This is a genomic window from Azospirillum cavernae (assembly GCF_003590795.1).
Taxonomy (GTDB): Bacteria; Pseudomonadota; Alphaproteobacteria; order Azospirillales; family Azospirillaceae; genus Azospirillum; species Azospirillum cavernae.
Map to the genome: position 1 here is coordinate 1 of NZ_QYUL01000006.1, position 26,496 is coordinate 26,496.

General features: G+C 61.5%; 18 protein-coding genes and 7 pseudogenes. 7 read left to right on the top strand and 18 right to left on the bottom strand.

Annotation, left to right across the window (positions count from 1 at the left end):
- Positions 1–593 precede the first annotated feature (593 nt).
- The gene (locus tag D3877_RS27875) at positions 594–890 is read right to left on the bottom strand and encodes a hypothetical protein (RefSeq protein WP_147395305.1); all 297 of its coding nucleotides are present in this window, start codon (positions 888–890) and stop codon (positions 594–596) included.
- Entirely contained in the window at positions 853–1,329 is a 477-nt protein-coding gene (locus tag D3877_RS29655) for a hypothetical protein (RefSeq protein WP_147395306.1), read from the bottom strand. Before D3877_RS29655 ends, D3877_RS27875 begins: the two co-directional genes overlap by 38 nt.
- A gap of 240 nt (positions 1,330–1,569) precedes the next feature.
- Between D3877_RS29655 and D3877_RS27880 the strand changes: the two genes are divergently transcribed.
- A complete protein-coding gene (locus D3877_RS27880) occupies positions 1,570–2,715 on the top strand; it encodes a class I SAM-dependent methyltransferase (protein WP_158600022.1) in 1,146 nt (381 codons plus the stop codon).
- Between the two features lie 119 nt (positions 2,716–2,834).
- On the opposite strand, the pseudogene D3877_RS27885 reads toward D3877_RS27880, so the two are convergent.
- A pseudogene (locus D3877_RS27885) lies at positions 2,835–2,986 on the bottom strand (IS110 family transposase); the annotation flags it as partial.
- 30 nt (positions 2,987–3,016) lie between these two features.
- Positions 3,017–4,219: pseudogene (locus D3877_RS27890) on the bottom strand (IS256 family transposase).
- Positions 4,220–4,262: 43 nt separating this feature from the next.
- Between D3877_RS27890 and D3877_RS27895 the strand changes: the two are divergent.
- Together D3877_RS27895 and D3877_RS27900 are read left to right on the top strand one after the other, a co-directional pair.
- A pseudogene (locus D3877_RS27895) lies at positions 4,263–4,418 on the top strand (IS110 family transposase); the annotation flags it as partial.
- A 490-nt stretch (positions 4,419–4,908) separates the two neighbouring features.
- A complete protein-coding gene (locus D3877_RS27900) occupies positions 4,909–5,820 on the top strand; it encodes a sulfotransferase (RefSeq protein ID WP_119834086.1) in 912 nt (303 codons plus the stop codon).
- A 9-nt stretch (positions 5,821–5,829) separates the two neighbouring features.
- Here D3877_RS27900 and D3877_RS30695 read toward each other — a convergent pair.
- The 3 genes and pseudogenes from D3877_RS30695 to D3877_RS27915 all read right to left on the bottom strand — a co-directional run.
- Positions 5,830–6,015, bottom strand: a pseudogene (locus D3877_RS30695) (transposase); the annotation flags it as partial.
- Positions 6,016–6,262: 247 nt separating this feature from the next.
- Positions 6,263–6,838 carry a recombinase family protein gene (locus D3877_RS27910; protein WP_119834087.1) on the bottom strand — a complete coding sequence of 192 codons (576 nt, stop codon included), beginning with the start codon at positions 6,836–6,838 and terminating at the stop codon, positions 6,263–6,265.
- An 83-nt stretch (positions 6,839–6,921) separates the two neighbouring features.
- Positions 6,922–8,040: an ISAs1 family transposase gene (locus D3877_RS27915; RefSeq protein ID WP_119834088.1), complete on the bottom strand. Its 1,119-nt coding sequence runs from the start codon at positions 8,038–8,040 to the stop codon at positions 6,922–6,924.
- 659 nt (positions 8,041–8,699) lie between these two features.
- Between D3877_RS27915 and D3877_RS27920 the strand changes: the two genes are divergently transcribed.
- Positions 8,700–9,611: a recombinase family protein gene (locus D3877_RS27920; protein WP_119834241.1), complete on the top strand. Its 912-nt coding sequence runs from the start codon at positions 8,700–8,702 to the stop codon at positions 9,609–9,611.
- Positions 9,612–9,623: 12 nt separating this feature from the next.
- On the opposite strand, the gene D3877_RS27925 is transcribed toward D3877_RS27920, so the two are convergent.
- The 10 genes and pseudogenes from D3877_RS27925 to D3877_RS27965 form a co-directional block, all read right to left on the bottom strand.
- A protein-coding gene (locus tag D3877_RS27925) for an IS630 family transposase (protein WP_119834089.1) occupies positions 9,624–10,581 on the bottom strand; the annotation gives its coding sequence in 2 pieces (ribosomal slippage) (positions 9,624–10,238 and positions 10,240–10,581; 957 coding nt in all).
- 84 nt (positions 10,582–10,665) lie between these two features.
- Positions 10,666–11,634, bottom strand: a complete 969-nt coding sequence (locus D3877_RS27930) for a hypothetical protein (protein ID WP_119834090.1) — start codon at positions 11,632–11,634, stop codon at positions 10,666–10,668.
- Positions 11,631–12,932, bottom strand: coding sequence for a tetratricopeptide repeat protein (locus D3877_RS27935; protein WP_119834091.1), 1,302 nt, complete (start codon positions 12,930–12,932; stop codon positions 11,631–11,633). The genes D3877_RS27930 and D3877_RS27935 overlap by 4 nt, the downstream gene beginning before the upstream one ends.
- 15 nt (positions 12,933–12,947) lie before the next feature.
- Positions 12,948–14,621 (bottom strand): glycosyltransferase family 4 protein, encoded by a 1,674-nt coding sequence (locus D3877_RS27940; RefSeq protein ID WP_119834092.1) that lies wholly within the window; start codon positions 14,619–14,621, stop codon positions 12,948–12,950.
- Between the two features lie 43 nt (positions 14,622–14,664).
- A complete protein-coding gene (locus D3877_RS27945) occupies positions 14,665–16,182 on the bottom strand; it encodes a glycosyltransferase (protein WP_119834093.1) in 1,518 nt (505 codons plus the stop codon).
- The gene (locus D3877_RS27950) at positions 16,179–17,399 is read right to left on the bottom strand and encodes a glycosyltransferase family 4 protein (protein WP_119834094.1); all 1,221 of its coding nucleotides are present in this window, start codon (positions 17,397–17,399) and stop codon (positions 16,179–16,181) included. The genes D3877_RS27945 and D3877_RS27950 overlap by 4 nt, the downstream gene beginning before the upstream one ends.
- 19 nt (positions 17,400–17,418) lie before the next feature.
- Entirely contained in the window at positions 17,419–19,047 is a 1,629-nt protein-coding gene (locus D3877_RS27955; protein WP_158600023.1) for a tetratricopeptide repeat protein, read from the bottom strand.
- Positions 19,026–20,318, bottom strand: coding sequence for an O-linked N-acetylglucosamine transferase, SPINDLY family protein (locus D3877_RS30700; RefSeq protein ID WP_238475141.1), 1,293 nt, complete (start codon positions 20,316–20,318; stop codon positions 19,026–19,028). Before D3877_RS30700 ends, D3877_RS27955 begins: the two co-directional genes overlap by 22 nt.
- A 696-nt stretch (positions 20,319–21,014) precedes the next feature.
- Positions 21,015–21,233, bottom strand: a pseudogene (locus tag D3877_RS31105) (hypothetical protein); the annotation flags it as partial.
- A gap of 81 nt (positions 21,234–21,314) precedes the next feature.
- Positions 21,315–22,856 (bottom strand): calcium-binding protein, encoded by a 1,542-nt coding sequence (locus D3877_RS27965; protein WP_119834097.1) that lies wholly within the window; start codon positions 22,854–22,856, stop codon positions 21,315–21,317.
- 368 nt (positions 22,857–23,224) lie between these two features.
- Between D3877_RS27965 and D3877_RS30345 the strand changes: the two are divergent.
- A pseudogene (locus D3877_RS30345) lies at positions 23,225–23,356 on the top strand (transposase); the annotation flags it as partial.
- A 498-nt stretch (positions 23,357–23,854) separates the two neighbouring features.
- A pseudogene (locus tag D3877_RS27975) lies at positions 23,855–24,244 on the top strand (transposase); the annotation flags it as partial.
- Between the two features lie 203 nt (positions 24,245–24,447).
- Here D3877_RS27975 and D3877_RS29660 read toward each other — a convergent pair.
- Positions 24,448–25,182 carry a hypothetical protein gene (locus D3877_RS29660; RefSeq protein WP_147395308.1) on the bottom strand — a complete coding sequence of 245 codons (735 nt, stop codon included), beginning with the start codon at positions 25,180–25,182 and terminating at the stop codon, positions 24,448–24,450.
- Between the two features lie 444 nt (positions 25,183–25,626).
- On the opposite strand from D3877_RS29660, the gene D3877_RS27990 reads away from it, so the two are divergent.
- Entirely contained in the window at positions 25,627–26,463 is an 837-nt protein-coding gene (locus D3877_RS27990; protein ID WP_119834100.1) for a hypothetical protein, read from the top strand.
- Positions 26,464–26,496: the final 33 nt, after the last annotated feature.

Sequence of the window (26,496 nt, forward strand, 5' to 3'; positions counted from 1 at the left end):
GCCCGGCCGCCTCGATCGCCCGCTTGACGATCAGACGCCGCCGCCGGCTCCAAACAGATAAACCGGCCCAACGCCTTCAGGCGCCGAGGATGAGAGAGCGTCTTCATGTGGGCGCGGTTTCCGAGTCGCTGACACGTGGACGGGGGCTTGGCGCGAGCAGGCCACGGGAGACCAGCGCCTGGGCGATGGCATCGGCGATGGCGTCGGCAAACGCTGCGGTGTAATGGACGGCATCGACATAAGCGGTTCAGCGCGCTCGTCCTGAAGATCAGCCAGCCAGATGAAAGTGTCGCCCATGGGCGAAGCCGCGACCCATTCCGCCATCCGCGCGTAACCCATCCCGGACCGCTCATGCCCGCACAGACCTGTGTCGGGTGCATCGCGATGTGATGGCGCAGGTCGTAACGATAACCGGGAACGGGCTGCCAGACGAACACGCCCTCGTCCCGTTCTCTTCGGACACCGTTCGATCACGTTCTTGTTGAAGAGATAACGGCGGATGACCGCATCAGCCGCCATGGGCGTGAGCGATTCGGTGCGGTAGACGGCGGTCTGTTCCGTCCGTGTCAGATGGCGTCGATCAGGCCGGTCGATCAGACGGGGAACCGGCAGGCTGTTCCAGACATGCGCAGAGCATGCCAATTCGGCCGGGAGCCGGTTTCGTCGAGCCCACTCCTCGCATGCCGCCGCAAGGCGTCCCGGAAAATGGCTCCGGTCGCCGGAACCCCATCGTGGAAGTAGAAATCATTGAGGCCGTCGAGAAAGATCGCCATGTTCGGGATGTAGCCCCGACAGACAAGGTCCAGATATAAAAGCGCTTCCTGCGAGGAGAAATAAGCGCCCCGGCCAAAGTTATAGATCTTCACCTGTTTCTTGGTCGAACCGGCCAAGGCGTCCTGAAGCCGATTGGCGATGCCGGTCCAATCGGGACCGAAATGCATTGCCGTTGAACCGCCGAAAAAAAAGATCGGTGTACTGATCAGATGGTGGGGGCCAGGGACCTTGCTCCATCACCGGGCGGAAGCCATGCTCGGACATGTTGAGGGTGATGCCCGTGACGGGCGAATGGCGAAATTCCACGAATGGCTCGTAGACATACCCGAACCTGTGCATGAGCCGGGTTTCCGCCTCGTACACCGGCCATTGTTCAGCGCTCAGCCGGAACCAGCCAAGGGCATGAGCCTTTAATGAACCATTGAGGCGCGAAAAAATATCATTCGGGTCGTCCTGAACGAAACGGGGCATTGCCGCGAGTACAGCCAGTGCCGCACCGTTCAAAAACATCAATGCCACGATAAGATAAACAATGTAGATGCCGATCTGCGCCATGTTGGAAAACACCTTCTTTGCCATTCCATGGAATAGCCGCCTGACGCAGGCTTTTTTGAATTAGATAGCCCAAGGTTTCCTGCCAATCAACGCGTTTGCCGCGACGGGTGGCGGCTTTCCTGTACGGTTGCCGGACAGAGAACGGAAGCGGAGATCTGGACAGGGGGATTTCCAAAAAACCGCTGATCGTCTATGGAGTTCCTGGGCGCAACGCGCGACCTTATGCGAGGAGCCGCAAAGATGTCCACGGCAGGAGCCACCCCCGGCAACACTCCCACCGCCAACTTGGCCGCCGAAGCGGCCGCTTTCGACCAAAGGATCCAGGAGCGCGTGGCCGCTGGCTTTGTGCCGGACCTACGACGGATGGCGCCTTGCGATTACTTCTACAAAAGCTTCTGGCGGGATCCGCATTTCGCCAACCTGTTCGTGGGGTGGAGCGTTGATCGCTACCTGCAACTCTTGAGCGATCGCTGCGGTCCCGGCCAACGCATCCTAGATGTCGGCTGCGGTCCCGGATACGTCTCGCTTGAACTGGCGCGCGCCGGGCATCACGTCACCGGCATCGACATCTCCGAAGCCAACATCGACATCGCGCGTCAAACCCTGGCGCAGAATCCCTGGCACGAGGGATTCGGCTCGCTCGACTACCAAATTACCCCGCTGCACGCGGTCAAGGGGTGCTGGGACGTGGTGCTGTTTTCAGTGTCGCTGCACCATATGCCCGATGTGGCGGCGGCGGTCGCCCACGCCCACACGCTGGTGCGTCCCAGCGGTTGGCTCTTGACGTGGGAGCCGTGCCACGACCGCTTCACCGAACGGGACGCGGCGACCGTGGCGCTGGTCCGCACCCTTCTCGCGCTTACCGGTCACTGGTATGAACCGGCGGACATCGCCAACCTGACGGACGAGAACAGCCTTGCCGCGCATGTCCGCGATGTATGGTCGGAGTACGTGTTCGAACGCGACCCGTCCGAACCGGATGGTCAGTCCCCAACGATCTGGCGGCGGACGGCGCGGCGATCCTGGCCGCCCTACGGGGCCGCTTCGAAGAGACGGACTTCTTCCCCGGCTATTCCTACATCTACCGCCTGCTGGGCGGTATCCGCGGCGACGCGGCAACGGTCCGGCGGTTGGCCGACGCGATCACCCTGTTCGACCGGCTGTCGGTTAAGTCTTGGGGGCAAAATCCCAACCATTTCTTCTTCATGGGCCGACGCCGCGACTGAGCGGACCCTCCCCGCCCGTAATTTCTTCCGTAATGGGCGGTTGGTCGTCAAGCCCCCGAATGGATCATGTCGCCGGTTTCATGCTTCCGTCCGTGGTCAGCACGTGGCCGCCACACCATGCGGTCAGAAGGAAGCCGCGAGCCGATCTCACAGAGCGTGACGCCCGTCCGCAAGGGCGGGTTCACCAGCAATTGCCCGGCTTCATCGGATCCTGCGTCCCGGCGACGGGACCTCGGGCGGCTGGGCCGCTGATCAGCCCGACCGGAAACGGTTTGGTTCTTATGCGGCGGCGGTCTCCTTGCCGAAGCGGAAGTCGGCGCCCCCCACATCCGGTGGCGGACAGTGGCCAGCTTGCGCGCCAAGGCGACCTTGGCGCGCATCATGCCGCAGCGCTTGGCCACGTCCAGCGCCCAGCGCGAGAGTGTCAGGAATTCCGTGTGTGGCCGGGCGGTTGACCAATTTCAGGCCATAGCCCAGGTGAAGCGCTCACCGAAGAGGATGGCGAGCTGGGCCTTGGCCATGCACCACTCACGCGTCGGCATGGTCCGCTCTTTTTCGGTTCAGTTCAAGACCAGGAAGAACAGCTTGATGGCGGCTTCGTCGGTCGGGAAATGGCCCTGCGCCCGCACCGCTCGCCGCAGCTTGGCGTTGAACGGCTCGATGGCGTTTATGGTGTAGAGGATGCGCCGCACCTCGGCTGGAAAAACATAGAACGGCACGACCTCACTCCAGGCCCGCCGCCAGATTTGGCCGATGGCCGGGCATTTCGGCCCCAGGGGCTGTCCTCGAAGGCGGTGAGCGCGGCCTCTCCGGCGGCGGCATCGATGGTCCGGTAAAGGTCCTTCAGCGCGGTGGCGACCGCCTTCCGGTCCTTCCACGATACGAACTCAAGGCTGCCGCGCAACAGATGCACGATGCAGCTTTGGACCAGCGTGTCGGGGAAGGCGGCGCGGATGGCGTCGGGGAAGCCCTTCAATCCATCGACCACCGCCAGCAGGATGTCCTCGACGACGCGGTTCTTCCGCTCGTTCATCACCCGCAGCCAGAACTTGGCGCCCTCGTTCTGTTCCAGCCAAAGACCCAGCACCTCCTTGGCGCCGTCGGCACGCACGCCGAGGGCGACATGGACCGCCTTGTTGCGAACCAACGCTGCGCGGGCTTACGCCGCCTTCGGCGACGGTCCTGCTCGCCATCGCGGATCTTGACGCGCAGGGCGTCGAAGAACACCAGCGGGTAGACCGCGCCTCCAGCGGCCGCGCCTGCCAGCTGACGGTCTCGTCCAGCACGGCGTCGGTCACCGCGCTGATCAGGTCGGGCGACACCTCCACCCCATACAGCTCGCGCAGGTGGCCGGTGATCTCCCACACGCTCATGCCGCGCACGTACAGCGACACGATCTTGTCGTCGAAGCCGGGAAACCGGCGCTGGTACTTTGCGATCAGTTGCGGGCCGAAGCTGGCCCGGCGGTCCCGTGGGATCTCCAGTTCCAACGCTCCGGCGCCGGTCAGCACCGTCTTGCGACCGTAGCCGTTGCGGCTGTTGCCGGCCTCCGCCTCGCTGGCCAGATGATGGTCCATCTCGGCGTTCAAGGCGCGCTCGCTCAGCGCCTTCTTCAGCCCGTCCAGCAGGGCGTCCGGTATGACAGGCGGTTTGCGACGGGCCATTCGAGGTCTCCTTCTTCCTCAGTATGCCCGGCCACACACGGAATTCCTGACACTCTCGCGCTGGGCGCTGGACGTGGCCAAGCGCTGCGGCATGATGCGCGCCAAGGTCGCCCTGGCGCGCAAGCTGGCCACTGTCCGCCACCGGATGTGGGGGGGGGGCGCCGACTTCCGCTTCGGCAAGGAGACCGCCACCGCATAAGAACCAAACCGTTTCCGGTCGGGCTGATCAGCGGCCCAGCCGCCCGAGGTCCCGTCGCCGGGACGGAGGATCCGATGAAGCCGGGCAATTTCTGGTGAACCCGCCCTTGCGGACGGGCATCACGCTCTGTGAGATCGGCTCGCGGCTTCCTTCTGACCGCATGGTGTGGCGGCCACGTGCTGACCACGGACGGAAGCATGAAACCGGCGACGTGATCCATTCGGGGGCTTGACGACCAACGGCCCATTACGGAAGAAATTACCAAGCAAACGCCACCTCACCGAAGACGATCAGGACCATCGCCGAATTTGCAGCATCTTAACGGACGCTATCGAAATCGCTGCCCAATTGAGCCAGTGGCGGAGTCACATTGACAGAATCAATGCGGAGTGATATTGGTCCCCGCAAAATCAGGGTCCAACCAAGAATTACATTGTTGCTATCTTGGTGATCTCTGAAGAGGCAAAAATCTTATTGTTATGAGAGAACTATGAAATTCCACATGCACACAGAGGTCACCTCCATCGTCGAAAATTCCATCTTTATAACGGGTGGATCACGCTCTGGAACGACGATGATGAGTCGTCTCGTGAATTCTCTGTCGAATGTGGAAAATTTTTTTGAACATCCTTTTGTTTACCTTCATTTTTATCTTATCGATAAAATCGAGGAGAGCGCTTGGCGCTTTCAGTTGGAAGGATTCCTAGTCGAAGAGTTGATGCTACAAGCAATGTGTGGGCGGATTCTCAATTTCAATTCGCATGATGATTCTTGGGTTTTCCATGGTCGTCCACGCGAGGAAATCGAAGCTCGAATGGCGCGGACTTGGCGCCGACAGGAAGCGTTCCCGCTCATGCTTGATCGCAGACTTGCATTCAAAATGCCGGAAATGCTTCCGCAGCTTGATCGTTTAAAGATGTACTACCCCAACATGACATCCTTGGTTATGTTGCGACGCCCAGAAAGCGTGATCTCTTCAGTTATGAAGAAGGGCTGGTATTCGGACGATCAGATGCAGGGTATAAATGGGGAGTTTATCTTTAAGACTGGATACAGCAAGAGAATTCCACCTTGGGTTCCCGACGGAATGGAGGAGAAATATATTGCAATGCCTGAAGTTGAACGGGCAGCTTTCTGCTATATTCTCCAGTATGAAAATCTAATATCTCGCAAAGACTGCGTGGTTGTTGATTACGATAAGATGATGCTTGATCCATATAATTATTTTTCTGCGGTGTGCGAACGAATTGGATGCAGCTTTGGATCTCTGACGAATGAAATAATTCAAAGTATTCGAGAGCCGTCTAAAGACAGATCTGTTGAAGTCAATATGATTACTCCTGAGTATCGTCAAAAAATATCTGACGTTTATGAGACATGCCGAGCGCTTGCCATCAGATAAACGATTACTTTAAGAGTCTGTTCGACAGCCTGTACAGTGGGGAACTCGTCGGAGTGGCATGGTGCCCATAGCGATCAGAATCATGCCGCCTGACACATCGATGCGTCGTTTGAAATCGCGGACCAATCGTCTCGAACGTGTCATCCATCTGAAAATTCGCTCGACAACCCATCGTCTTGGCAGAAGCTTGAAGCCCAAGTTCAGCATCGGTGCGTTTGACGATTTCGATCGTGAAGTCGAGGTGGGCGGCTTTGTCCATTAATTCTACTATGCCATAGAGTGCGCAGTTGATGGCGGCAGGGACATCGTTGGAGATTTCGAGCGAGCATCCGGACGATAGCGATGCGCAGGGTGGCAATGGACGTCGGGACATGGCCTTCAAGACAGAGCGGCGGAACTCGGGTCAGTACATTATTGGGACTCAGATATACGGTAGGGCGCCCTACCCCGGCAGCATCGCTTGGCGATGGGCGGCGATGAGACGCGAGACGGTCGCTTCACTGATGTTGTAGAGGCGAGCCATCTGCGCCGCCGTCCGCCGTCCGGATAGGACGTTGTCGATGACATCCGCCTGCTGGACGGGATTGAGCTTGTGCCGGCGGCCTCCAATTCGGCCTTCCGCCCGCGCCGCCGCCAAGCCGGCCCGGGTCCGTTCCCGGATCATGGCGCGCTCGAATTCGGCGAAGGCGCCGACCATCTGCATCATCATGCGGCCGGCGGGGATCGTGGTGTCGACGGCCTCGGTCACCGAACGGAAGCCGGCGCCCCTCTCCTCGATCCGGTCCAAGATCGCCAGCAGATCCTTCAACGACCGTGACAGCCGGTCGAGCTTCCAAACCACGACGACATCCTCGGTCCGGATCTGGTCGAGCAGGCGGTGCAACTCCGGCCGATCCCAGCAGCCGCCGGACGCGGTCTCTTCGAAGAAGCGCTCCACCCCGGCCTGGGTCAAGGCGCGGCGTTGAAGGGCGGTGCTCTGGTCGTCGCCCTTGGAGACCCGGAGGTAGCCGAGAAGCAAGGTGCCACCCTTTCACAAACGTCCGTTTTTGGAAGCGTATCGCGCTTCCCGAGCGGGCTTGACGCAGGGCAATCGCTTGAAAGTTATCCGGCCGCCAGAGTGATGGCTTTTCGCAGGTAGTCGTCATCCCAAGCGGCTGTTTTTCGCCGGACTTTCAGGCTTGCCTTGTCAGGAATCGCGCGGAAGAGGTTGAGAGCGGAATGACGGATCACAGCCATATTGGCGGGTCTGTTTTCGGTTCTCAGGCGCATGAGGTCGTCGTGGAAGACGACGTCGAGGACCCAGTGGAGGCGGTTTTCGATGCCCCAGTGGGCGCGGACGGCTCGGGCGAACTGAGCGGCGGACAGCGGCGCTGACGACAGGTAATAGCGTCGGGCTGTGCTGGTTTTGCCGTCTTTTTCGACGTCGGCCTCGATCATGCCGATCATGGCGAGGCCAGGGAAACGGGGTTCTCCGGGAAAGCGGCGGTTGGTGGTGAGCCAAGCGACGTCATGGCTGACGGCGTGGCGCCGGATCTCAATCCGGCCATGGTCGCCATCGGTGGTCTCATGGCGGTCAAAGGCGTCGCCTGGCTCTTGATGAAAGAACAGCCGCACGTCATCGGCCAGGGTTGGCCAGTTGTCTTTGAGGGCAAGGAGATAATCGGCGTCCTTGGCGCGGATGGCTTCGGCGATGGACCGCTGGCAGCCCATCGCGTCGATGGTGACCAAGGCTCCTTTGAGTTCAAGACGCTCCAACAGCGCCGGGATCGCGGTGATTTCGTTGCTCTTGGCCGCCACGGCTTCCTGCCCCAAGACCAGACGCTGGCGGCTGGCCCAGGCCGACACGGTGTGGAGCGGGCTTTCCTCAGCCCGCCGCGCCCGGCGCGAGGTTTTGCCGTCGATGGCGACGATGTCCGGGTCGCCATCGCGCAGATCCGCCACCCAAGCGGAAAAACAGGCGGAAAACAGCCTGGCCGGCAGAGCGTTCATCACGTCGTTGAGCGTATCGTGCGAGGGAATACCTCGCTCGAAGGGCAAAAGGCTGCGCAGAAAATCCTCTTTGCGCCGCGCCCAGCGTTCGATTTCAACGAAATCTTCCCCTCCCGCCATCGTGCCGCACAGGATCACCAATAGGATTTCCGGCAGCGGATACACCACTTTCCAAGCCTGGCGCGGATCCTCCAGCGCCGAAAAATGATCCAAAAGCGACCGTGCCTGCATGGGATGAGCCTCCGATTCGAGGCCCTCTATGAATCACAGCAAGCCCCGTACCGGAATCCCCCTCGTCTTCAAGCGATTGCCCTGCCTTAGACGATCAACGATTGATTTTAATGATAGCAAAGTATTAGTTTTCTTCTGAGCTATCGATATCTTCTCTGTCAGTCGTGAGGAGCGCGGTCGGCTTGCAAGGGCGAAGATGGCTATCTTCGACATTGTCTGCCGTTGTCGGGCAGTTCATGCGAAAAGCCGGATTCCAAGGGGTTGGGGTACTGCCGCGTCTCGGTTTTGCAGACCGGCTCATGCAAAATGTCGGCAGTTCATGCGAAAAGTCCGTTTCAGGAATCACGGGATCATCTTCAACCCATTGGAAATCGGGAGTTTATCCCAAAACAGCCCTCGTCTTCCGCAGTGTTGGCCAGCCCCGTCAGGCGACTGTTTGGTCTGGGATTTTGTCGCGCGGCATCTGCGCGCCGACGGCCGCCGAGCGGGAGGAATGGAGTGGTCCAACTGGGGGCCTGTTCCGGCTTCCGTTCCGCCCGCTCAGCCCCCCTTGCGGACCGCTGTAAAGGAATTGGCGCGCTCTGAAACGACCGTTTACTCTCATTCTCATAGACTTTACAAAGGGGTATCCTGACGCTTTTTTCAGCTTGGAATCCGCCATGGCGCTCATCGGCTACGCCCGCGTCTCGACCGACGATCAGACCACCGCCGCCCAGATGGACGTGCTGCGCGCCGTCGGCTGCGCCACGATTTTCGAGGAGAAGGCCTCGGGCGCCTCGCGGGCCCGGCCGGAACTGGCACGGACCCTGGCCCGCCTCAGCCGGGGCGACACGCTGGTCATCTGGAAGCTGGACCGGCTCGGTCGCTCGCTGTCGCATTTGCTGGAGGTGATCGAGGACCTGCGTGGGCGTGGTTGCCACTTCCGCTGTCTCACCAGCCCGATCGACACCGCCAGCCCGCATGGCACGCTGGTGCTCCAAATGCTCGGCGCCGTGGCCGAGTACGAACGTTCGCTGATCCGCGAGCGGACGCGGGCCGGGCTGGCGGCCGCCAGGGCGCGGGGCCGGGTCGGTGGCAACCCCAAGCTGAAGCAGGGCGACAAGGTGACCGCGCAGCGTCTTGCCGACCGGCAGCGTCAGCTCTACCTGCTGGAGTTGACCCGCACGGCGGAGGAGTGGCTGCCCACCGTGCGGCGGCTTCGGCCATCCCGCTCCTGGGCGGCGGTGACGCGCGCCGTGAACGCCAAGCTGCCACCGGGTCGGCACTGGACCGCCGAACGTTTGCGTCGGGCCGTCCGCGTCTTCGTCGATGAAGGGCTGGCCAACCGGGTGCTGCTCGACAAGGTGCCCTCGGTGCGCGCCGACGACCGGCTGATGGTGCTGGTGGCTGGCATCGCCCGAGCGAACCCGAAGCTGTCGCTTCGGGCGATCGGCGCCCAGTTGGAGGCAATGTGGGAGACAACGCCACGTGGTGGGCAGACCTGGGCGGCGGCGTCGGTCAAAAATCTGTTGGATCGTGCCCGCGCGCAGGGACTTCTGTCTGCCAGCCCGTCAGTCGGCACGAATGATTAGAGCATCGAGCGTTTAATCTGGCGCATATCCAGCGTGCTTGAGGTAGTTCCAGCATTCCTCATGCGTATAGAGGTCACAGATGGAGCCGACGGCATTCCAGAGTTCCTCAATGGTGCGTGCGCCGATGCGTCGGAGATGGGCCTTGAGCTTGGCGAAGGCCATCTCGATGGGGTTGAGGTCGGGGCTGTAGGGGGGCAGAAAAAGGAACCAGGCTCCTTTTTCTTTGAGGATGGCTTTGGCCTTTTCGCTTTTGTGGCTGGACAGGTTGTCGAGGATGACGACGTCGCCCGGTCGCAGGGTGGGGGCAAGCTGAGTCTCGACATAGGTTTCGAAGAGAACCTTGTTCATCGCGCCCTTGATGATCCAGGGGGCGGTAAGGCCATCGCAACGCAAGGCGGCGATGAAAGTCTGGGTTCCCCAATGGCCGAATGGCGCTTTTGCCTTGAACCGCTGGCCGCGCTTGGCTCGCCCGCGCAGCCGGGTCATCTTGGTGGTGGTGGCGGTTTCGTCGAGGAACACCAACCGATCCGGTTCCTCGCGCATCCGGGGCTGGCGGTGGTTTCGCCACGTCCGACGGTCATCAGCGACATCAGCGCGACCGGCTTCGGTCGCCAGCACTGTTTTTTTTGACGGTGAAGCCGCTGGCGATCAGGAAGCGCGACAGCGAGGCGGGGTGAGCCGTGATCCCGCGCTCGGCTTTCAGCTTGGCCGCCAGTTCCGGCATGGTGATGTCGCCCTGAGCCTCCACCCAACCGATCAGAAGCGCGGCGTGGGGAGCCAGTTTGCCGCCTCCCGGCGAACGTCCTTGCCGCGCTGGTTCCAGCGATCCCGTCGTCGCCATCCGCTGGGCAAGGCGGATGCTCGTGCTGGCGCTCACGTCAAACCGACGCGCCGCTGCCCGGCGTGACCCGCCTTGCTCGATCTCACCGTAAATCCGAACACGAAGATCCGACGAATAGCTCTGACCCATGTTTCACCTCCAACTACCGTGAATCATGGCGAAAAAACAAACGCAAGCCTTCGATTCAGATTTCACGCGCGATGCTCTAAGGCCCTATGGAGCGTAAACAGCGTCATGTCCTCCAACAGACAATCCCACAGGTGGACGATGTCCAAGCTCCCGGATCGCGCGATAATCGAATGGGGTCTGAATGGAGCGCCCAGTCAGCGTATGCGTTTCAAGGGGAGCCATCTTGTCGGCGATGGAGCGACCGCTGTGGATCAGGTGCAGAATTTCGATGACGTCGTGCGGCGGTTGGGGAACGCGCAAGCTTCCGGTCGTATCGTCGATCAACGGCCTTGCTTCTCCCAACACCCAGTTGAAGCGGGCGGGCAGAAAAGCGGCGTCGGCATGGCGGCGGTGAACCGCCAGATTCAAAGCGGTCTGCTCGAAGATGTGATACAGCGTGTCCGACCGTTCCATCGAGAAGTCCAGGATTGGGCCAATTTCCGCCGCCCACAGGTCCCAAATCGGCGAGCCGGTCGGCATGGCGAAAACCCCGGAACAAATTTCGCCCAGCACCAGCATGGTTTGCGCCAAAGCTTCGGGCAACAGTGTTCGGTACACCGGCAGAATGGCTGCCCGCGCCTTCAACGCTCCCAGCCCGTGATAGCGGGTGTAGGCTGGATCAACCGTTGGCACGACGGCGATGTCCCGACCTGCGGCGGCGGCGGCCAGCGTCGCAAGCGCGGTCGGCGTCGCCACCCAGGTGTCGGCGTCGAGCCAGATGTAGGTCTGGTAGCCGGGAAAATAATCGCGGAGATGGGGGCGGGCGGTCATCGCCTTGATCCATTCCGGCGGTCGGAAACGGGCTTGGTGCTCGGCGCTCATGTGCCAATCGGGGACGGCGAAGCGATCAACGTAGGGGGCGAAGCGGTCGCGATCCTCGACCGTCAACCCGGTGTCGAGGATGCCGACCGGCAAACCCCCGCCATGGTCGCGCACGGACTCCAGAAGCCCGGCCAGCAGCGGCGCATACGCCGTGTTCGCCGAGGTGACGATGATGGTGTCTGCGGGTGTCATGACGCGCCGCCCTCTCGATGTTGCTCGGTGCGCAGATCGCTCCGCAGATGTTCCAGCGCGGTTGTCCATCCGTCATCCGATCTTTGCCGGTACACGGTGAAACCGGGAAACCATACGCTGTGTGGGCCATCGCCCAGCCAGCGAAACTCCGCCGGGAACGGCACGAGGACCCGCGCGTTCAAACCCAGGGCCGCGCGCAGATGCGTGTTGGTGTTGCTGACGCCGATCACCTCCTCCAGCAGAGCGAGAAGCGCCAGCATCTCTTCCAGATCCTCGTTGAGCGCGCCAAAATCGACGACCGACCGACCAACCAACTGGGCGAAAGCGGCCACCTCGCCCATTTCCGGCTGGCGCTGCAACGACAGGATCGTGCCTGGGGTTTCGGCCAGGACAGCGGCGAGCGCCTCGCAAGGGATCCGCTTGTCCAACATGTCGATCACGCCCGCCCGCCAGGTGACGCCGATGTATGGCGGCGGCCCCAAGGCGCTCAACCGCGCGCGCAGGCTCGCCACACGGTCGACCAGAGGGAAAAGGCGGATTGAAAGGGGATGATCCGGTTCGGCAAAGGCTGCGGTCAGGTGGGGCAGGTCGCCCACCGACAGCAGCGTGCCAAGGCCCGGCGGATCCTCAGCGGCGCAGGTCGAGACATGATCGAGAAAGGGCAATCGGGCGACCAGCCCAGCGATCTTGGGATGCGCTCGGTAGGTGATCCAGGCCCCGGCCTCTTTCAGGCGGGGGACGAAGCGCAGAAAGAAGATCTCGTCGCCCAATCCCTGGTCGGCCATCACCAGAAGCCGACGCCCTTGCAGATCGCGGGGAAGCGGGCGTCGATCGAATGGATTCGGATCCAAGCGGGTGGATGGGCGAGCGAGGTAATGCGCCCAGCCTTCAGCCAGCCGACCCTGGCAAAGCAGAGCGTGCGCGAGGCTGTAACGGGTGTTTGGGTTCTCGGGTTCTAGGGCAAGAACCCTTTTGCCCAAAAGGATGGATAGGTCAAGCAGCCCTTTGCTGTGCGCCGCAACGGCCAGAGCGTGCAGCCCGGCCCCGTTGGATGGATCAATGGCCAGAGCGCGTTCCAGAACCGCCGCCGCTTCCTGGCAAAGCCCCTGGACGTTCAGCATCTGCGCCAACCCCAAACGGGGTTCGACAGCGGTCGGATCCAACGTCGCCACGGCCCGGTAGAGAGCCGCCGCCTGGGGCCAGCGTCGTTCGCTCCGGTGCAGGGCCGCCATGGCGTACACCTGGGCGGGAGACAGCCGGATCGGTTGCGGGGCGCCAGATGGGGACGTGTCGGTCATGCTGCGCCGCGCGGGTCAGACAAGCCGGGCGGTCAAGAGATCGCACTTGACGAGCCACCCCACGCTGCGCGCGACGCGCGCGCCCTCGCCCGGCGGGAAAAGAGCAAGCAATTCGTCCAAACCCCGCTCGGTGTCCTGGACATGCGTCAGCAAACGCAGGGTTCCCTCCCGTGACAACAGGGTCGCGGCGGAAAACGTGTTCATGCTCGCCACCAGAATGTGATCGAGCGCCGCCGACGGATCCGCATGCCGACAGGACAGGCGGGTTTCCAGCCCCATCCTTTGGGTCGCAAAGCCTTCGAACAGGCTGAAAGGATCCCGGCGCAGGGGGGCCGGCGGAGCGCTGGGGCGCTGGGGCGCCAACTCAGCGGCGGTTGCCCGCAGATGAGCCAGTTCCTCCCACAGCCGCTCATAGGCGGCGATCACCACCGGCCAATCAAACAGCGCGCGCGCGCGACGCCGACCGGCTTCACCCATTTGGCGGCGCAATCCGGGATCCTCAACCAGTCGGACCAAAGCATCGCTGGCGGCGGCGCTGTCCACAGCGGTCGCCTGGCTGGCGGCGCCAATGTAACGGTCAAAATTGTCGATCTCCAGCATGTGGCGGAAGGCCAACTCCTGCCCGCTGGCGCCGGGCAGCGGCATCAGCGTCGGGATGCGGAAACCGACCTCGCCATCGCTCACCGTATCGCGGTAGCCGTCCCAGTCAGAGACGATCACCGGAAGACCGGCGGCCATCGCCTCGATTGGGGTCAGGCCAAAGGTTTCCTGGATGTTGTCGGAGAGCGACATGAACAGGTCGGCGGCAAACCAGGGAGCCAGGGCGTGGGCCGGGTCGGCGCCGTCCAGCATGATGGTGTTGACCGATGGGCAATAGCGGCGGGCGCCGTCGCGGAACTGGCGCTCAATGTCCGGGTTGCTGGCCGAGCCGGTGAGAATCAGGTGAATCCGGCGGCCACAGCGCGCTTGCGCCTGTTCGCAAGCCAGAAACATCGCCAGGGGGTGCGCCTTGGCGTGAAAGGACAGCCGACCGAAAAACAACACCGCCACATCGTCGGCCCCGATTCCGTGCGCCTGCCGCAGTTGCGCGCCTGCCGTCCGGTTTTCCGGGGTGTCGGCAAAGCGGTCGCAATCGACACCCAACGGGATCACCGGCAAGCGCACGGGGCTGATGGCTGGCGCGCCAAAGCGTGTCGCCAGATAGTCTCCCCAACCACCGAGCAGAGTTTCAATGGCGGCGCGCGCCGGGTTGGAGGTGACGATCAGCGCGTCCCACGGCTGAACCGGCGCGATCATATAATCGCCGAAGGCGTCGAGCACCCGTTCAGAGCAAATCGTGTGCGTCACCCCGCACAGGCTGTAGGCCCGGGCGTTGGCGAAGCGCCGCCGCCATGCGGATTCGCCCAGCGCCGGGCCGGGCAGGAACAGGCAACCGGGACCGGAGAGCTTGCCCGGCTCCCCGGTCGGAATCCAGGAGACCGGGCGGGGGCGTCCCGCCGCCCGTTCCACCACCCCGGCGAACTCCACCGCCAGCCGCCGGTCGGCGGCGTAGCAGTGCAGGGCGGCGGCCTCATGATGGCGGGCAAACGCCGTCAGGAAGCCGGCCCCGGCGGCATGACGCCCTTTCAGGTCAGAGCGCCCGATGGAATAAGCGTCGGGGTGGTAATAGACGGCGGCGGTGGCGGGCATGCGGGTCAGCTCGGTGTCTAGACGCTTGATGAGCGCGGAAATCTCAAGGGCGCAATTCCGGCACCCGCTCGTACAGGCGGGCGTCGAGTTCTTCCTTACGGTCCAAGAGGGAGTGATACCAGTCCAATCGTTTGCGGAAATGCTGCGCCATCAGACGATGGTCGCGCACATACCCATAGGCGTTGGCGGCGATTCCGGCGCGCCAATCGGCGTCTTCGATCAACCGCGTCAGCCCTGCGGCGAACTCTGCGGGCGAATGGAACAGAACGCCGGTGTCGCCATCGCGCAGCGTCTCGGTGTAGATGACCGGGCTGGCCAGGGCGGCGACCCCGTGCGCGGCGCATTCGATGAATTTCAGGTCGGATTTGCTGCGGTTGAACAGGGTGTCGTTCAGCGGCAACAGACCGATGTCGCAACGGCGCAGGGCCTGGATGTAGACGTCATAGCCGCAGGTCGGAATAAAGGCTTTGTTTTCAGTGTCCAGCGCGTCGAAGAAGGCGCGGTCATGCACCACCTGCACGCCGATCCGGTTCCGGTTGGCGGCCAGGATACGGTTCAGCGGCTCCATCAGGGGCCGCCAGTCGCCGCCTCGGTTGAAGGCGCCGAAGAACAGGGCCAGCCGACCATCGGCGCGTGGCTGACGCGGCGGCGGCAGAGTGGCGATCTGGTTCGGAAAGACCTGAATTTCGGGGTTGTGGCCGCGCAACTCCCCGGCCAGAAAGTCGGTCGAAGTCTGGACCGCGTGCACCCCGCGAAAGGTCAAATACTGGTTCCGGACCATGTTTGGCCAGTGATTGGGATGATCGTCAAATTCCGAGACCAGAAGATAACCTTCCCTCAACAACCCTTTCAGGTCGGGCAGATCCGCCGGGCTGGCGATGCGCCGTTGCAAGATGGCGATGCGCCTTTCGCCGGAAAGTCGCGCCGAATTGAGAATATGCTCGACGGACGTCGTGCAGCGCACGCCAGGGATGGTTTCCAGAAAAGCGTTCGGCAAGTCGATCCGGGTGTCGTTGCAGGCTCCCGCCGGTCGCAGCGTCATCGCGCCGAGATAGAGACGCCGGAAGACCTTCTTCCGCACCGCGCGGACGATCAGGCGAGGGACGCCGTCATCCGTCCTGGTGATCCGCGCCGCGCAATCAACGCCCAAACCGCTGTCCCGCAAAGGTCCATCGGCAAGCGCGGCTTCGATCACCGCAATGACCGAGGCCCCCCCCGCCGCGATCCGCCGTTGCTCGCACCATGCCCAGGGCAGCACCATGAGAAGCGAACCGTCGGCCCGCAGATGGGGCAGAATGGTCGCCAGCACCGCGAACGGATCGGGCCGTTGCAGGACATCCTCATGCAACAGCACGGCGTCGAACGGCCGGGAAACCGTCGCCAACCCTCGGGCCAGATCATCCAACGACCTGGAGAGCGGCACAGACTCGATCATGAAGGCGGTGGTCGGGTTCCGCAGCCTGAATCGCTGCGCCACGGAATCGCCCGACCGGCACATTTCAAACACGGTGCAAGCGTCGACAGGGATCAGCGCGGCCAGCTTCGCGGCGACCGGACTCATCCCCGACGGCCCCGGACCATGGAGTGGATCAGCGACATCTGTTGCTTCAGGCAATGGGCAAGATCGTATTTGCGCAAAACCGTGCGCCGCCCAGCGCGGGCGATTTCGGTGAAATCCTCGCGGTTCTTCAGAACCGACACGACTTGATCGGCCACATTGTCCGGCGAGAAGAAATCAACCAGCAACCCGTTTTCGCCATGGGTGATGATCTCTTCCACCGGCTTGCTGCGCGAACCGATCACCAGCGCGCCCAACGCCATCGCCTCCAGCATCGACCAGGACAGCACGAAGGGGAAGGTCAGATAGACATGCGCCGACGTCACCCGGAGCATTTGGGTGAAGCGGTCGTAGGGCAAATAGCCCAGGAAATGGACACGCGTTGGATCAACCGGAACCTCGGCCAGCATCTTTTCCCGCCAGTTCGGCGCGTCGGTCGGCGGTCCGCCATAGCTGACGCCGTCGCCGCCGACGATCAGGATCTTGGCGTTGGGCCGTTGCTCGCAGATGCGCGGTATGGCGCGCATGAAGGTGGGAAAACCCCGATACGGCTCCAGATTGCGGGCGACATACGTCACCACCTCATCCTGCCGGGTCAGGACCGTGCCGTCGGGCAAGGCGAAGGTCGCGTTGGCGTCGGGTTGCAAGGCCGTGGTGTCCACGCCTTCATGAATGACCGTGATTTTCGGGTGATACAGCTTGGGGTGAACGCTGCGCTGCCATTGGGTCGGCGACAGGCCCCGGTCGCAGGATTCCAGCGACAACAGCAGATGCGTGTTGCGGATCCGCGACCGCAAAATACTGTCCAATTCTGGCGGATGGCTGGGATCGAAATCGAGATCCTGGCCACGGGACTGATAGTAGAATTCGCAATGGTTCAGCAGCGGCGTGTCCGGGAAAATATCCTTGGCGAACAGCGCTTCCCCCCACCCCGGATGGGTGATGATGATGTCGGGGATGAAGCGTTCCTTGCGCATCTGAACCAGGATGCGGGCCACCGCCTGCCCATGCAACACCGCGTCTTCCGTCCGGTACAGATATTGATGGATGGACTTGCTCGGCTCGCGGGCCACCTCGTACGAGATCCGCTTGACGTTCGGCAGGCTCCGGTCCTTGCGCTTGGTGATGAAAACCACCTGATTGTCCGGATTTTGCGCCAACTTTGCGGCCAGATGCTTGTATTGCCCCGGCATATTCTGGTGAATGAAGACGATTTTCATGGCAAGCCGGAAGAAAATGTTAGCGGAAGGAGCGACCGGAGCCGGTCGCCAGAGCGGAGCGGAGGCTGGCGAGATGGGCCGCGATGGCGTGGATCACGCCGGTCCAATCACCGGGAGCGGTTTGGCGGAACAGCCGCGCGGAAGGATACCATGGACTGTCCGGACGATCCAAAAGCCATCGCCAATCCGGGGAATGGGGCAGCATGACGCAGACCGGGCGGCCCAACGCCCCGGCCAGATGCGCGACGGAGGTGTCGACCGTGACGACCAGATCCAGACTCTGGATGAAGGCGGCGGTGTCGACGAAATCGGCGATGGCGGGGGCAAGGTTGATGGCCGAACCCGCAGGATCCGCATCGGCAAGATCGCTTGTCCGCGCGCCTTTCTGAAGGCTGTAGAAGGTCGCCTCTGGAATCGCGAGAAGCGACGCCAAAGCCTGGCGATCAAGCGACCGTTGGCGGTCGTTGCGGTGGGCGGGATCGCCCCCCCAGACCAAGCCCACCGCCACCGTTCCGGCCCGGCCCGGCGGCAGCGCGGCGCCGGGCGGCGCTTGCAGATAGGGTGTGGCGGTTGGGATGTGGTCCAGCCGGGTCTCGAAGATCCGGGGCAGGCTGAGCAGCGGCAGATGCCGGTCGAAATCCGGCAGTGGATCACCGGCTGAAACCACCGTCACGAACGAAAAGCTGTCCGCGAGCAAGCGGCGCAGCGGCGGTTGACATTCCAGAACCAACTCTCCGACCCGTTCCGCCACCAGCGGCAGATAACGGGCGAGATGGAGCGTGTCGCCCAACCCTTGCTCGGCGTGCAGCAAAAGGGTCTGGCCCTTCAGCGCTTCGCCATTCCACAGGGGTTGCTCGAACGGGCGGGGTTGGCATTCGGCCAAGCGCCACCGCCATTCATACTCATCCCACCCTTCGGCCAAGCGACCGGACACCAGCAGCGCCAAAGCGCGATTCCAGTGCGCCGCAACATTGTCCGGGTTGGCGACCAGAGCCTCGTCGTAGCAGGCGAGAGCCTGGGCAAGCCGGTTCAGCCGCTGATGGGCCATGCCCCGGTTGACGGCGGTTTCGACCAACGGACCGCCCGCCACGGCGTCGGCGCGGGCGTAAGCGCGCAGCGCCTCCGCTTCCCGGCGCAGCCGCAAAAACAGATCGCCCAGATTGCTCCAATATTTTCCGCGCCCTGGTTGGAGAGCCACCGCAAGGCGGTAGAGGGCCTCCGCCATCTCAGCCCGGTCGGTCAGAGCCAACAGCTTGGCGAGGTTGAAGGCGGTTTCCGCCTGATCCGGGGCCAAGCGCAGCGCGTGACGGTAACTGCGCTCCGCCGACGCAGACTGTCCGGCCCCCTGCTGAGCCGTGCCCAAATTGGTGTGGAAATGCGCCACGCCAGGAGCGAGCGCGACCGCCCGGAGAAGCCGGGGCAAAGCGTCGGCGGCGCGTTTGCCGCTGAGCGCGGCAAGGCCGTGCAAATGATGGCTGTCGGCGTTGGCCGGTATCCGACCGACCAACGCGCGGCACAAAGCCTCCGCGTCCGCTGAATGACCGGCGCGGATCAGGGCGAGCGCCTGTTCCAAACGGGCCTGGACCGCCGACGCTGACGGATCGAACGGATCGGCCACCGCCTGAATCACCGATTTCGGGTTCTGCACCAGCGGGTCCACATGTCGCGATAGGCGGCCTCCATAGCGCGGGCGAAATCCGGGCCGTCGCACAGCGGCGACCGGGCCATCCGGTCGCGCAGGCTGCCCCGCAAGGCGGCCAGAGCGTCGATGTCGCCCGCCAGACGGGCGGCGATCTCGCCGAACTGGTCGGGATCCGTGGCCACCAGATCACCCAACCCGACGGCGTTCAACACGCTGTTGCCATAACGGGCGCTGGTCCGGTCGCCCGCCAGGGTGATGACCGGAACCCCCATCCACAGCGCTTCGCAGGTGGTGGTCATGCCGCCATAGGGAAAGCTGTCCAGGCCGATGTCGACCTGGTTGTATTGCGCCAGATGCGCGTCCTGATGCTCGGTGCCGCTGACAAGGTCGATCCGCGACAGATCCGCGTCGGCGCGGCGGAAGCGGTCGAGCAGGGATTCGCGGGTTTCGTCGCTTTGGATGTAGCGTGATTTCAACAGCAAACGGGCGGTGGGAACCCGCTTCAAGGCGGCGGTCCACAATCTTGCCGCCGCATCGGACACTTTGGCGAAGTTGTTGAACGACCCAAAGGTGATGAAACCGTTGGTCAAGGCCGGCAGAGCGTTGGGCGCCTCGGCTTCCGGGGCGCGGAAACAGTGGGAGACGCGCGGCAGATTGTAAACCTGTTCGGAAAAAATCTCCGGCGTGCCGTCGGGCGTCAGCCAGGGATCGGACAAGCGGTAGTCGATGGCCTGCAAGCCGGTGGTGCCGGGATAACCCAGCCATGTCACCTGAACCGGCGCCGGTTTGCAGGCAAAGGTGAGAAGGCTGTGCCGGGCGGTGTGGCCGGTCAGATCGACCAGAATGTCGATCTGGTCTTCATGAATTTTGCGCGCAAGTTCCGTGTCGCTCAGCGCTTCAACATCATGCCAGACTTCAATCTGCTCTTTCAGCAGATCCGTCACCTTGTCGGCCCGATCAACATTGGCGTAAGCGTGAATCTCAAAGGCCGCGCGGTCGTGATGCGTCAGCAGATCCATCATAAACCAGGCGCAGGAATGTTGCTTCAGATCCGGTGAGACATAGCCGACGCGCAGGCGTCGATCCGGTGACGGGTCATTGTGGTGCTTGGGCCAAGAGCGGCGCAGCGGTTCGGCGTGCCGGATGTTCCATTCATGATGAAGCTCGTACAGCTTCCGGGGCGTGGTCGTGTCCAAATACTGGCTGTAGAAGACAAGATTGCTGCGACCGCGATAATTGCCCGGCTGACCAGCGCACAGGTGCGCGAACGCGTCCACGGCTTCGTGACTTTTCCCAAGAGACGCCAAAGCCAGTGCGTAATTGTTGTAAGCGGGAAGGTAATTCTTGTTTATTTTTAGAAGATCGCGCGAGACATTGGCCGCCAATTGGGCGTTGGCGTGCTTGTGGCCGATGGCGGCCAAATTCATATAGGCGGCGTATTTTTTGGGATTGTAGTGAATAGCCTTGCGGTAGGCCGTAATCGCTTCCTTCGCGCCACGCAAGGAATACAAGATCATGCCAAAAACAAACCAAGCGTCGCTATTTTCCGGCTCCATCCGAAGAAACGCTTCAATGATGTGCACAGCCTCGGCGTCACGCTTGAGATGATGCAGACTCAGCGCGTGCGGGATCCAATCTTTTTGGGCCTTCTTCTTCTCCGCGTGGATCTGTCGAAACACCGCCTCTGCTTTTGTCCAATCCAGCCGCCCAGCTTGGGCATGGGCCAGATTCCGCAAAACTTCGATGCGACCGGGAGCAATCGTCAGAGCGGTTTCGAACTGTTTGCACGCCGCGTCATACTCATGAAGCGCGTGATGAGCCAATCCCAAGGCGTTCAAAGCCGACAGATTGTTTTTGTCCAGCGACAGGGCAAGCTGCAACAGTGGAATCACGGATTTCGCGGATTTTGTCAGGGTTCCAATCGACCCCAGCAGGATCAACGCATCAACAACAGCCTGACCATTCCGCAAAGCGTCGCGACAACACGCCACCGCCTCCTCATAACGGCCAGCGGCGAAAAACGCTTTGGCGTTCGCAATCGCGGACACCGGGGCCATGGTCTCGGCAGAGGACGGGGATGCGTGCATTGTTGGCAAAATCCAGAAAAGAAACGCGCCGCACACCTTATGGGCAGCCGGACGGGGAGGCAATCGAAAGGAACAGGACGCAAACGGGACGTCCAGAAAAAGCATCAAGCGACAAAGACGGCGCGGCGTGGGCAAAAAAAAGGGGCAGGCCAAAGCCTGCCCCCTTCTTAAGCGACTATACTGAACTTAGGCGATGATGATGAAGTCAGACGAGTTGATCTGCGTCACACCATCCAGGGTGGCGATGCCAGAGCGCCCATTAGTGTCCGTCGGGCTGGCGTCATAGTACAGGATGCTGCTGCTGGTGTCGAACAGCAGATACATGCCGGCCAGACCAGCGGCGCTGCCTTGACCCGAAGCCGAATAGACCTGGGTGGACAGGTTGCCCGTGTCAAGCGCCGTGAAAGTGGCGGTCGACAGAGCGATCTTGTCGGTGCCACGTTCAAAGCCCGTGACCAAGTCGGTGCCGGTCGCCGCCGTGATGGCGCCAGAAGCAGCATAGCCCGCGCTGGCAGGCACGTTGTCGAACACCAGGACGTCAGCGTCCGCGCCGCCGACCAGACGGTCGCTGCCGAGGCCGCCATACAGGGTGTCAGCGCCAGCGCCGCCATTCAGCGTGTCAGCACCCGAACCGCCATAGATGACGTCGCTGCCGTTGTCGCCGTACAGCATGTCGCTGCCGCCCGTGCCATCCGAACCGCTGGTGGTCGAAACGAAGTCACCATAGATGGTGTCGTTGTCAGCGCCGCCATAAATGGTGTCGGCGCCGTTGATCGAACCGTACAGCGTGTCAGCACCGGCGTTGCCGATCAACAGCGCGCCAGTCGAGTTGCTGCTCACCAGAGCGCTGTCCGTGAAGCCGTAGATCAGATCGTTGCCAGCGCCACCGGTCAGGGTGTCAGCAGCAGCGCCAGCGGTCGCCGCAGCGCCCGAGGCCACGCCGTAAATGACGTCGTTGCCGTTGTCACCGAACAGAACATCCGCAGCGCTGCCACCCGAGAGGGTGTCGTTGTCGGCGCCGCCATAGATGGTGTCGGCGCCGAAGCCGCCGAGCACGGCGTCGTTGCCGGCGTTGCCAAACAGTCGGCTGCCGGTGGTGTCGGCCGTGTAAGAGATCGAATCGTTGCCAGCGCCGCCATAGACGGTGTCGGCGCCAGCCAAAGCGGTCTGCGCGAACACGGTGTCATTGCCGACATCGCCGAAGATCAGATCGCTGCCGTTGCCGCCATCGATCAAATCGTTGTCGGCGCCGCCGTAAACGGTGTCCGCGACGCTGCCGCCGTAGATGGTGTCATTGCCAGCGTTGCCGAACAGCAGGTTGCCCGAGCTGTCAGTCGCGCCGGTCGAGTCGCTGCCGCCGAGGATCGAATCGTTGCCCGCGCCGCCATAGATGGTGTCGGCGCCGCTGCCGCCAACCAACGTGTCGTTGCCGGTGTCGCCGAAAACGCGATCCGCGCCAGCGCCGCCGCTGATGACGTCAGAGTCGATGCCGCCAAACAGGGTGTCGGCGCCGTCAGAGCCGAGAATGCTGTCGCTGCCGCCGTTGCCGAACAGGAGCTGACCGATGGTGCTGGACGACGAGACAATGGTGTCGTCGCCGCTGGCGGCATAAATGGTGTCGGCGCCGAGCGCCGTCAGGCTGTCAGAACCGCCGAGACCCAAGACCAGATCGGACTCGGACGACGACGTCAGGGTATCAGCGGATTCCGTAAGAGTAATCGTTGCCATTTTAGCCCCTCTAACCAATAAACCGGTTCGTTTGGATCCAAGGGGGGCGATGCCGTAGGCACAGCCCTGGCGAGCCAGGCCGATAATCCCTTGAACTGTGGATACGCATAAGGGGTGTCGCACAAAAAGGCAAGCGCATCGGATGTGATGCCCCTGATTTGGAAGCCCCTCCGAAATCGGAGGGCGGGACTGTGGCGTTCGAGACACACCTTAGAAGGCGGGGAAAGTGAAAATGGCTTGAGTGACGCGCGTGGATTCATAAAAACTAGAGCCATGCGCGCGGAATCCAAATCTGAAAGCTTGCGGTTGGAGTTGCCCTGGAAAAGTGGAGAGCCTTTTGAGAAAACAACGAGGATCAGGAGGCTTCCGTGAGCACAACCAAACAGCGGAAAGTTACGGAAGACTTCAAGCGTGAAGCAGTGCGGCTGACTGAGACGAGCGGACGCGCTGTGGCGCAGGTCGCCGCTGATCTGGGTATCGGAAAATCGACGCGGACGCGGTGAAAAACCCAATTTAGAGCGCCGCGCGCTAAATCTGAAACAGCGCGGCGCTCTAATCTTTGATTTATCGAGCAGATTCACGCGTCGAATCGATCCCGATTTAACGCGATCTGCTCTAAAGAGGCGGATGTTCTGTTCGGTCCGCAAGACGACATGCAAAAAGAACTGGCGCGGCTTCGGCTTGAGAATAAATTTCCACGTCAGAAACGGGATCTCTTAAAAAATGCGGTGGCCTTCTTCGCCAAGAAAACAAGTCGATGATTTATGAGAGCATCGACGCGGAGAAGGCTGAAGCACTCGTCCATCACGGTTGCCGTCTTTTTGGGTTCAGAATCAGCGAATATTACGGCTGGAAACGCCGCCAACCTCAACATCCATCATGTTTGGGCCAGGGCAATCGCTTGAAAACGAGGGGGATTCAGGTACGCGGCTTGCTGTGATTCATAGAGGTCTTCGAATCGGGAGCGCATCCCATGCAGGCACGGTCGCTTTTGGATCCTTGTTCGGCGCTGGACGCTGCGGACCAGGAGCCTGGACGCCCTGCTGCCGGCGCTCTACCCGCGCGGCGTCTCCACCGGCGACTTTCAGGAGGCGCTGAGCGCCCTGCTTGGCAAGGATGCGCCAAACATTCGGTCTCGGTGATCGGTCGACTATGCGCGGTGGCAAAAGCGCGATCTGTCGCCGCGCCGCCGCGTCTACATCTGGGCTGATGGCGTTTACCTTCAAGCCTGCATGGAACCGGCAGCCGAGCGCATGCTGGCGATCATCGGCGCCACCTCGGAGGGCAAGAAGGAACTGGTCGGCTTTCAGGTCGGCGTGCGCGAGAGCGCGCAAAGCTGGCGCGAACTGTTGATCGACATCCAGGCGCGCGGCCTGGCGCGACGCCCAGTTCGACACACTCCGTCTCGGCCTCTGATCAAGGTCGCCGCCTGGGGCGCCGAGAGGGCGGCCCGGATCACCGTCGCGCTGCCGACCACCTTCGCCCATCAGCGCGCCATCGCCAGCTTGGCAACCGCTCTCGCCACCCGTCCGCCCTGACCGATGGGGCGGCGTGCCCCATCAGAAACCCGCTCCCGCAACCCAGCTGGTTGTCAGGTTGCGTCAGCCGCGCCCCCGCAGGTCAGGGCGCGGACGGATTGCGCATCGAAAATCCGGTCCAGCAGAGCCTCACGGACACCAAAGAAGGATTGATACCCTCTACGATCATACATCTCGTCCAAATGCTGGCCGTGCCAAGCGTCGATGCTGTTGACAAAGGCGATGAGCGTGTTGGGGGCGAACGGCACCCGCTTGGCTTCCACGCATGTGATGCTGGAAGAGGATGCATACTGAGCGTAGAAGGGCACCGGCATATCTTTTGGCAACAGAGGGCGACCGGGGCCAACCTGTTTATAGAACAAAGTTCCAAGATGCATATGGTCGCTGTCTGGCGGCATATAATACAGGATCGTCAAAGCGCCACGCAGATTGTCGATATGAGGCGCTAAAATGTGCTTGTTTCGTCTTGTCACAAGTTCATCTTGTATGATTTCAAAATCATCTTTCTCCAGCATCAATTGATCGTGACAATCTAAATCATATCTCCGCAAATGTTCATTGATGGCTGGTTTGAGTTTTTCGAATACGAGAGAAAACACGCAGCCGACCATAAGCTCTTCGAATTGCAGCCAGTCGTGCTTCAGATCATCCGCCAATTTGCCAACCTGTCCCAGGCTGTCTGGATTGTCCGCATGCATCCCATGGAAGCTCATGGCACGGAAGCTTTGGCTCCCGACAGAAAGAATATGCTCATAGGGCCAGATTTTTATTAAATAATCATAATACATATCGGGTAAAAATTGTGAATTCAAAGATGTTGAGTCGGAATTTCCTCAGGAAACGACTTTGAAAATTTCTCGACAACATGATTGAGAATATTTTTAACATCATATTTCATGACGCAACTCCTAAGAAAGTGTTAAGAAAACGATATTCGCGCTGTGCCAAATTGAGTTCTTGCTGGACAACGTTGTTGTCCATTGGACCTGCGCATTCGTTGATAGCCCCCAAGCCCTAAAAACGCCTGCCGACAGTCTGGAGGATTCTCCAGAAGGCACTTAACCGATCAGCAGCACGACCCTTTAAATATGGTAAAGGTTGTTTTTTGATTATCAAGAGAAAAACATTCAAATTATGAGCTATTTGGTTGTAAAAATAGAAACATATCTCGAATAAATTGTTGACGACGATTGATTAGGCTCCAAATATGTGAAAAATACCTGGAGCCGACAATGCCCGTTCAGACATTCAACCCATCGGACCTGCCGCAGAGCACCACCAACTGGGCGGTCGCTCAGCGCGTCGTCGGGCCTTTCGCACCGCATGCGCAGACCACACCCAACATGACCATCATCGTCGATGCCGGGCATCTGCTCAACGGCGCCACGCTGACCGAAGTCAACCCGCAGACGGTGGGTCCTTTCACCGCGACCCCCAGCCAACGGGTGGACCGTGTGGTCGTCGACCGCACGGCCGGGACGGCCAGCATCGTCGTCGGCACGGATGGCAGTGTCACGCCACCGGCCCTTCCCGCAGGCAAACTGCCGGTGGCCCGCGTCCATCTGCTGAACACCCTGTCGTTCATCACCAACGCGGTGATCAGCGACGAACGCGCGCTGTCCGACCTGACGACCTCCTCTCTGGCGAATGAGGTTTTCTGCCGAATCACCCTGAACGGCGTCGACCAGACCGGCGTTCCGAATTCGACCGCCACGCGGGTCAACCTGACGACCGCCGACTTCAACGTCGGCGCCGCCTTCGACACCACGACCTGCCGCTTCAAACCGACGGTGGGCGGCTATTTCATCATAGCGGCTCAGGTCAATATCGTGAATTCGAGCAGCGGGGTAAATATCGGAGCCGCCATTTATAAAAATGGCGCAGCGCAATCCTGGAATTTTGTCGCGCCGGCTCGGACCGGCAACTACCCAGCGCAACTCAGCGATATCGTGCAGATGAACGGTACGACGGACTATGTCGAGCTTTATTGCTCACAAGACAACGGCGCCGCCCGCAGCATCAGCGGCGCCAAACACGATACCTGGTTCTCCGCCTCCCGGTTGCGCTGAACCCGGTGGGCTGGCGGCCTGTTCCGCCCCCTT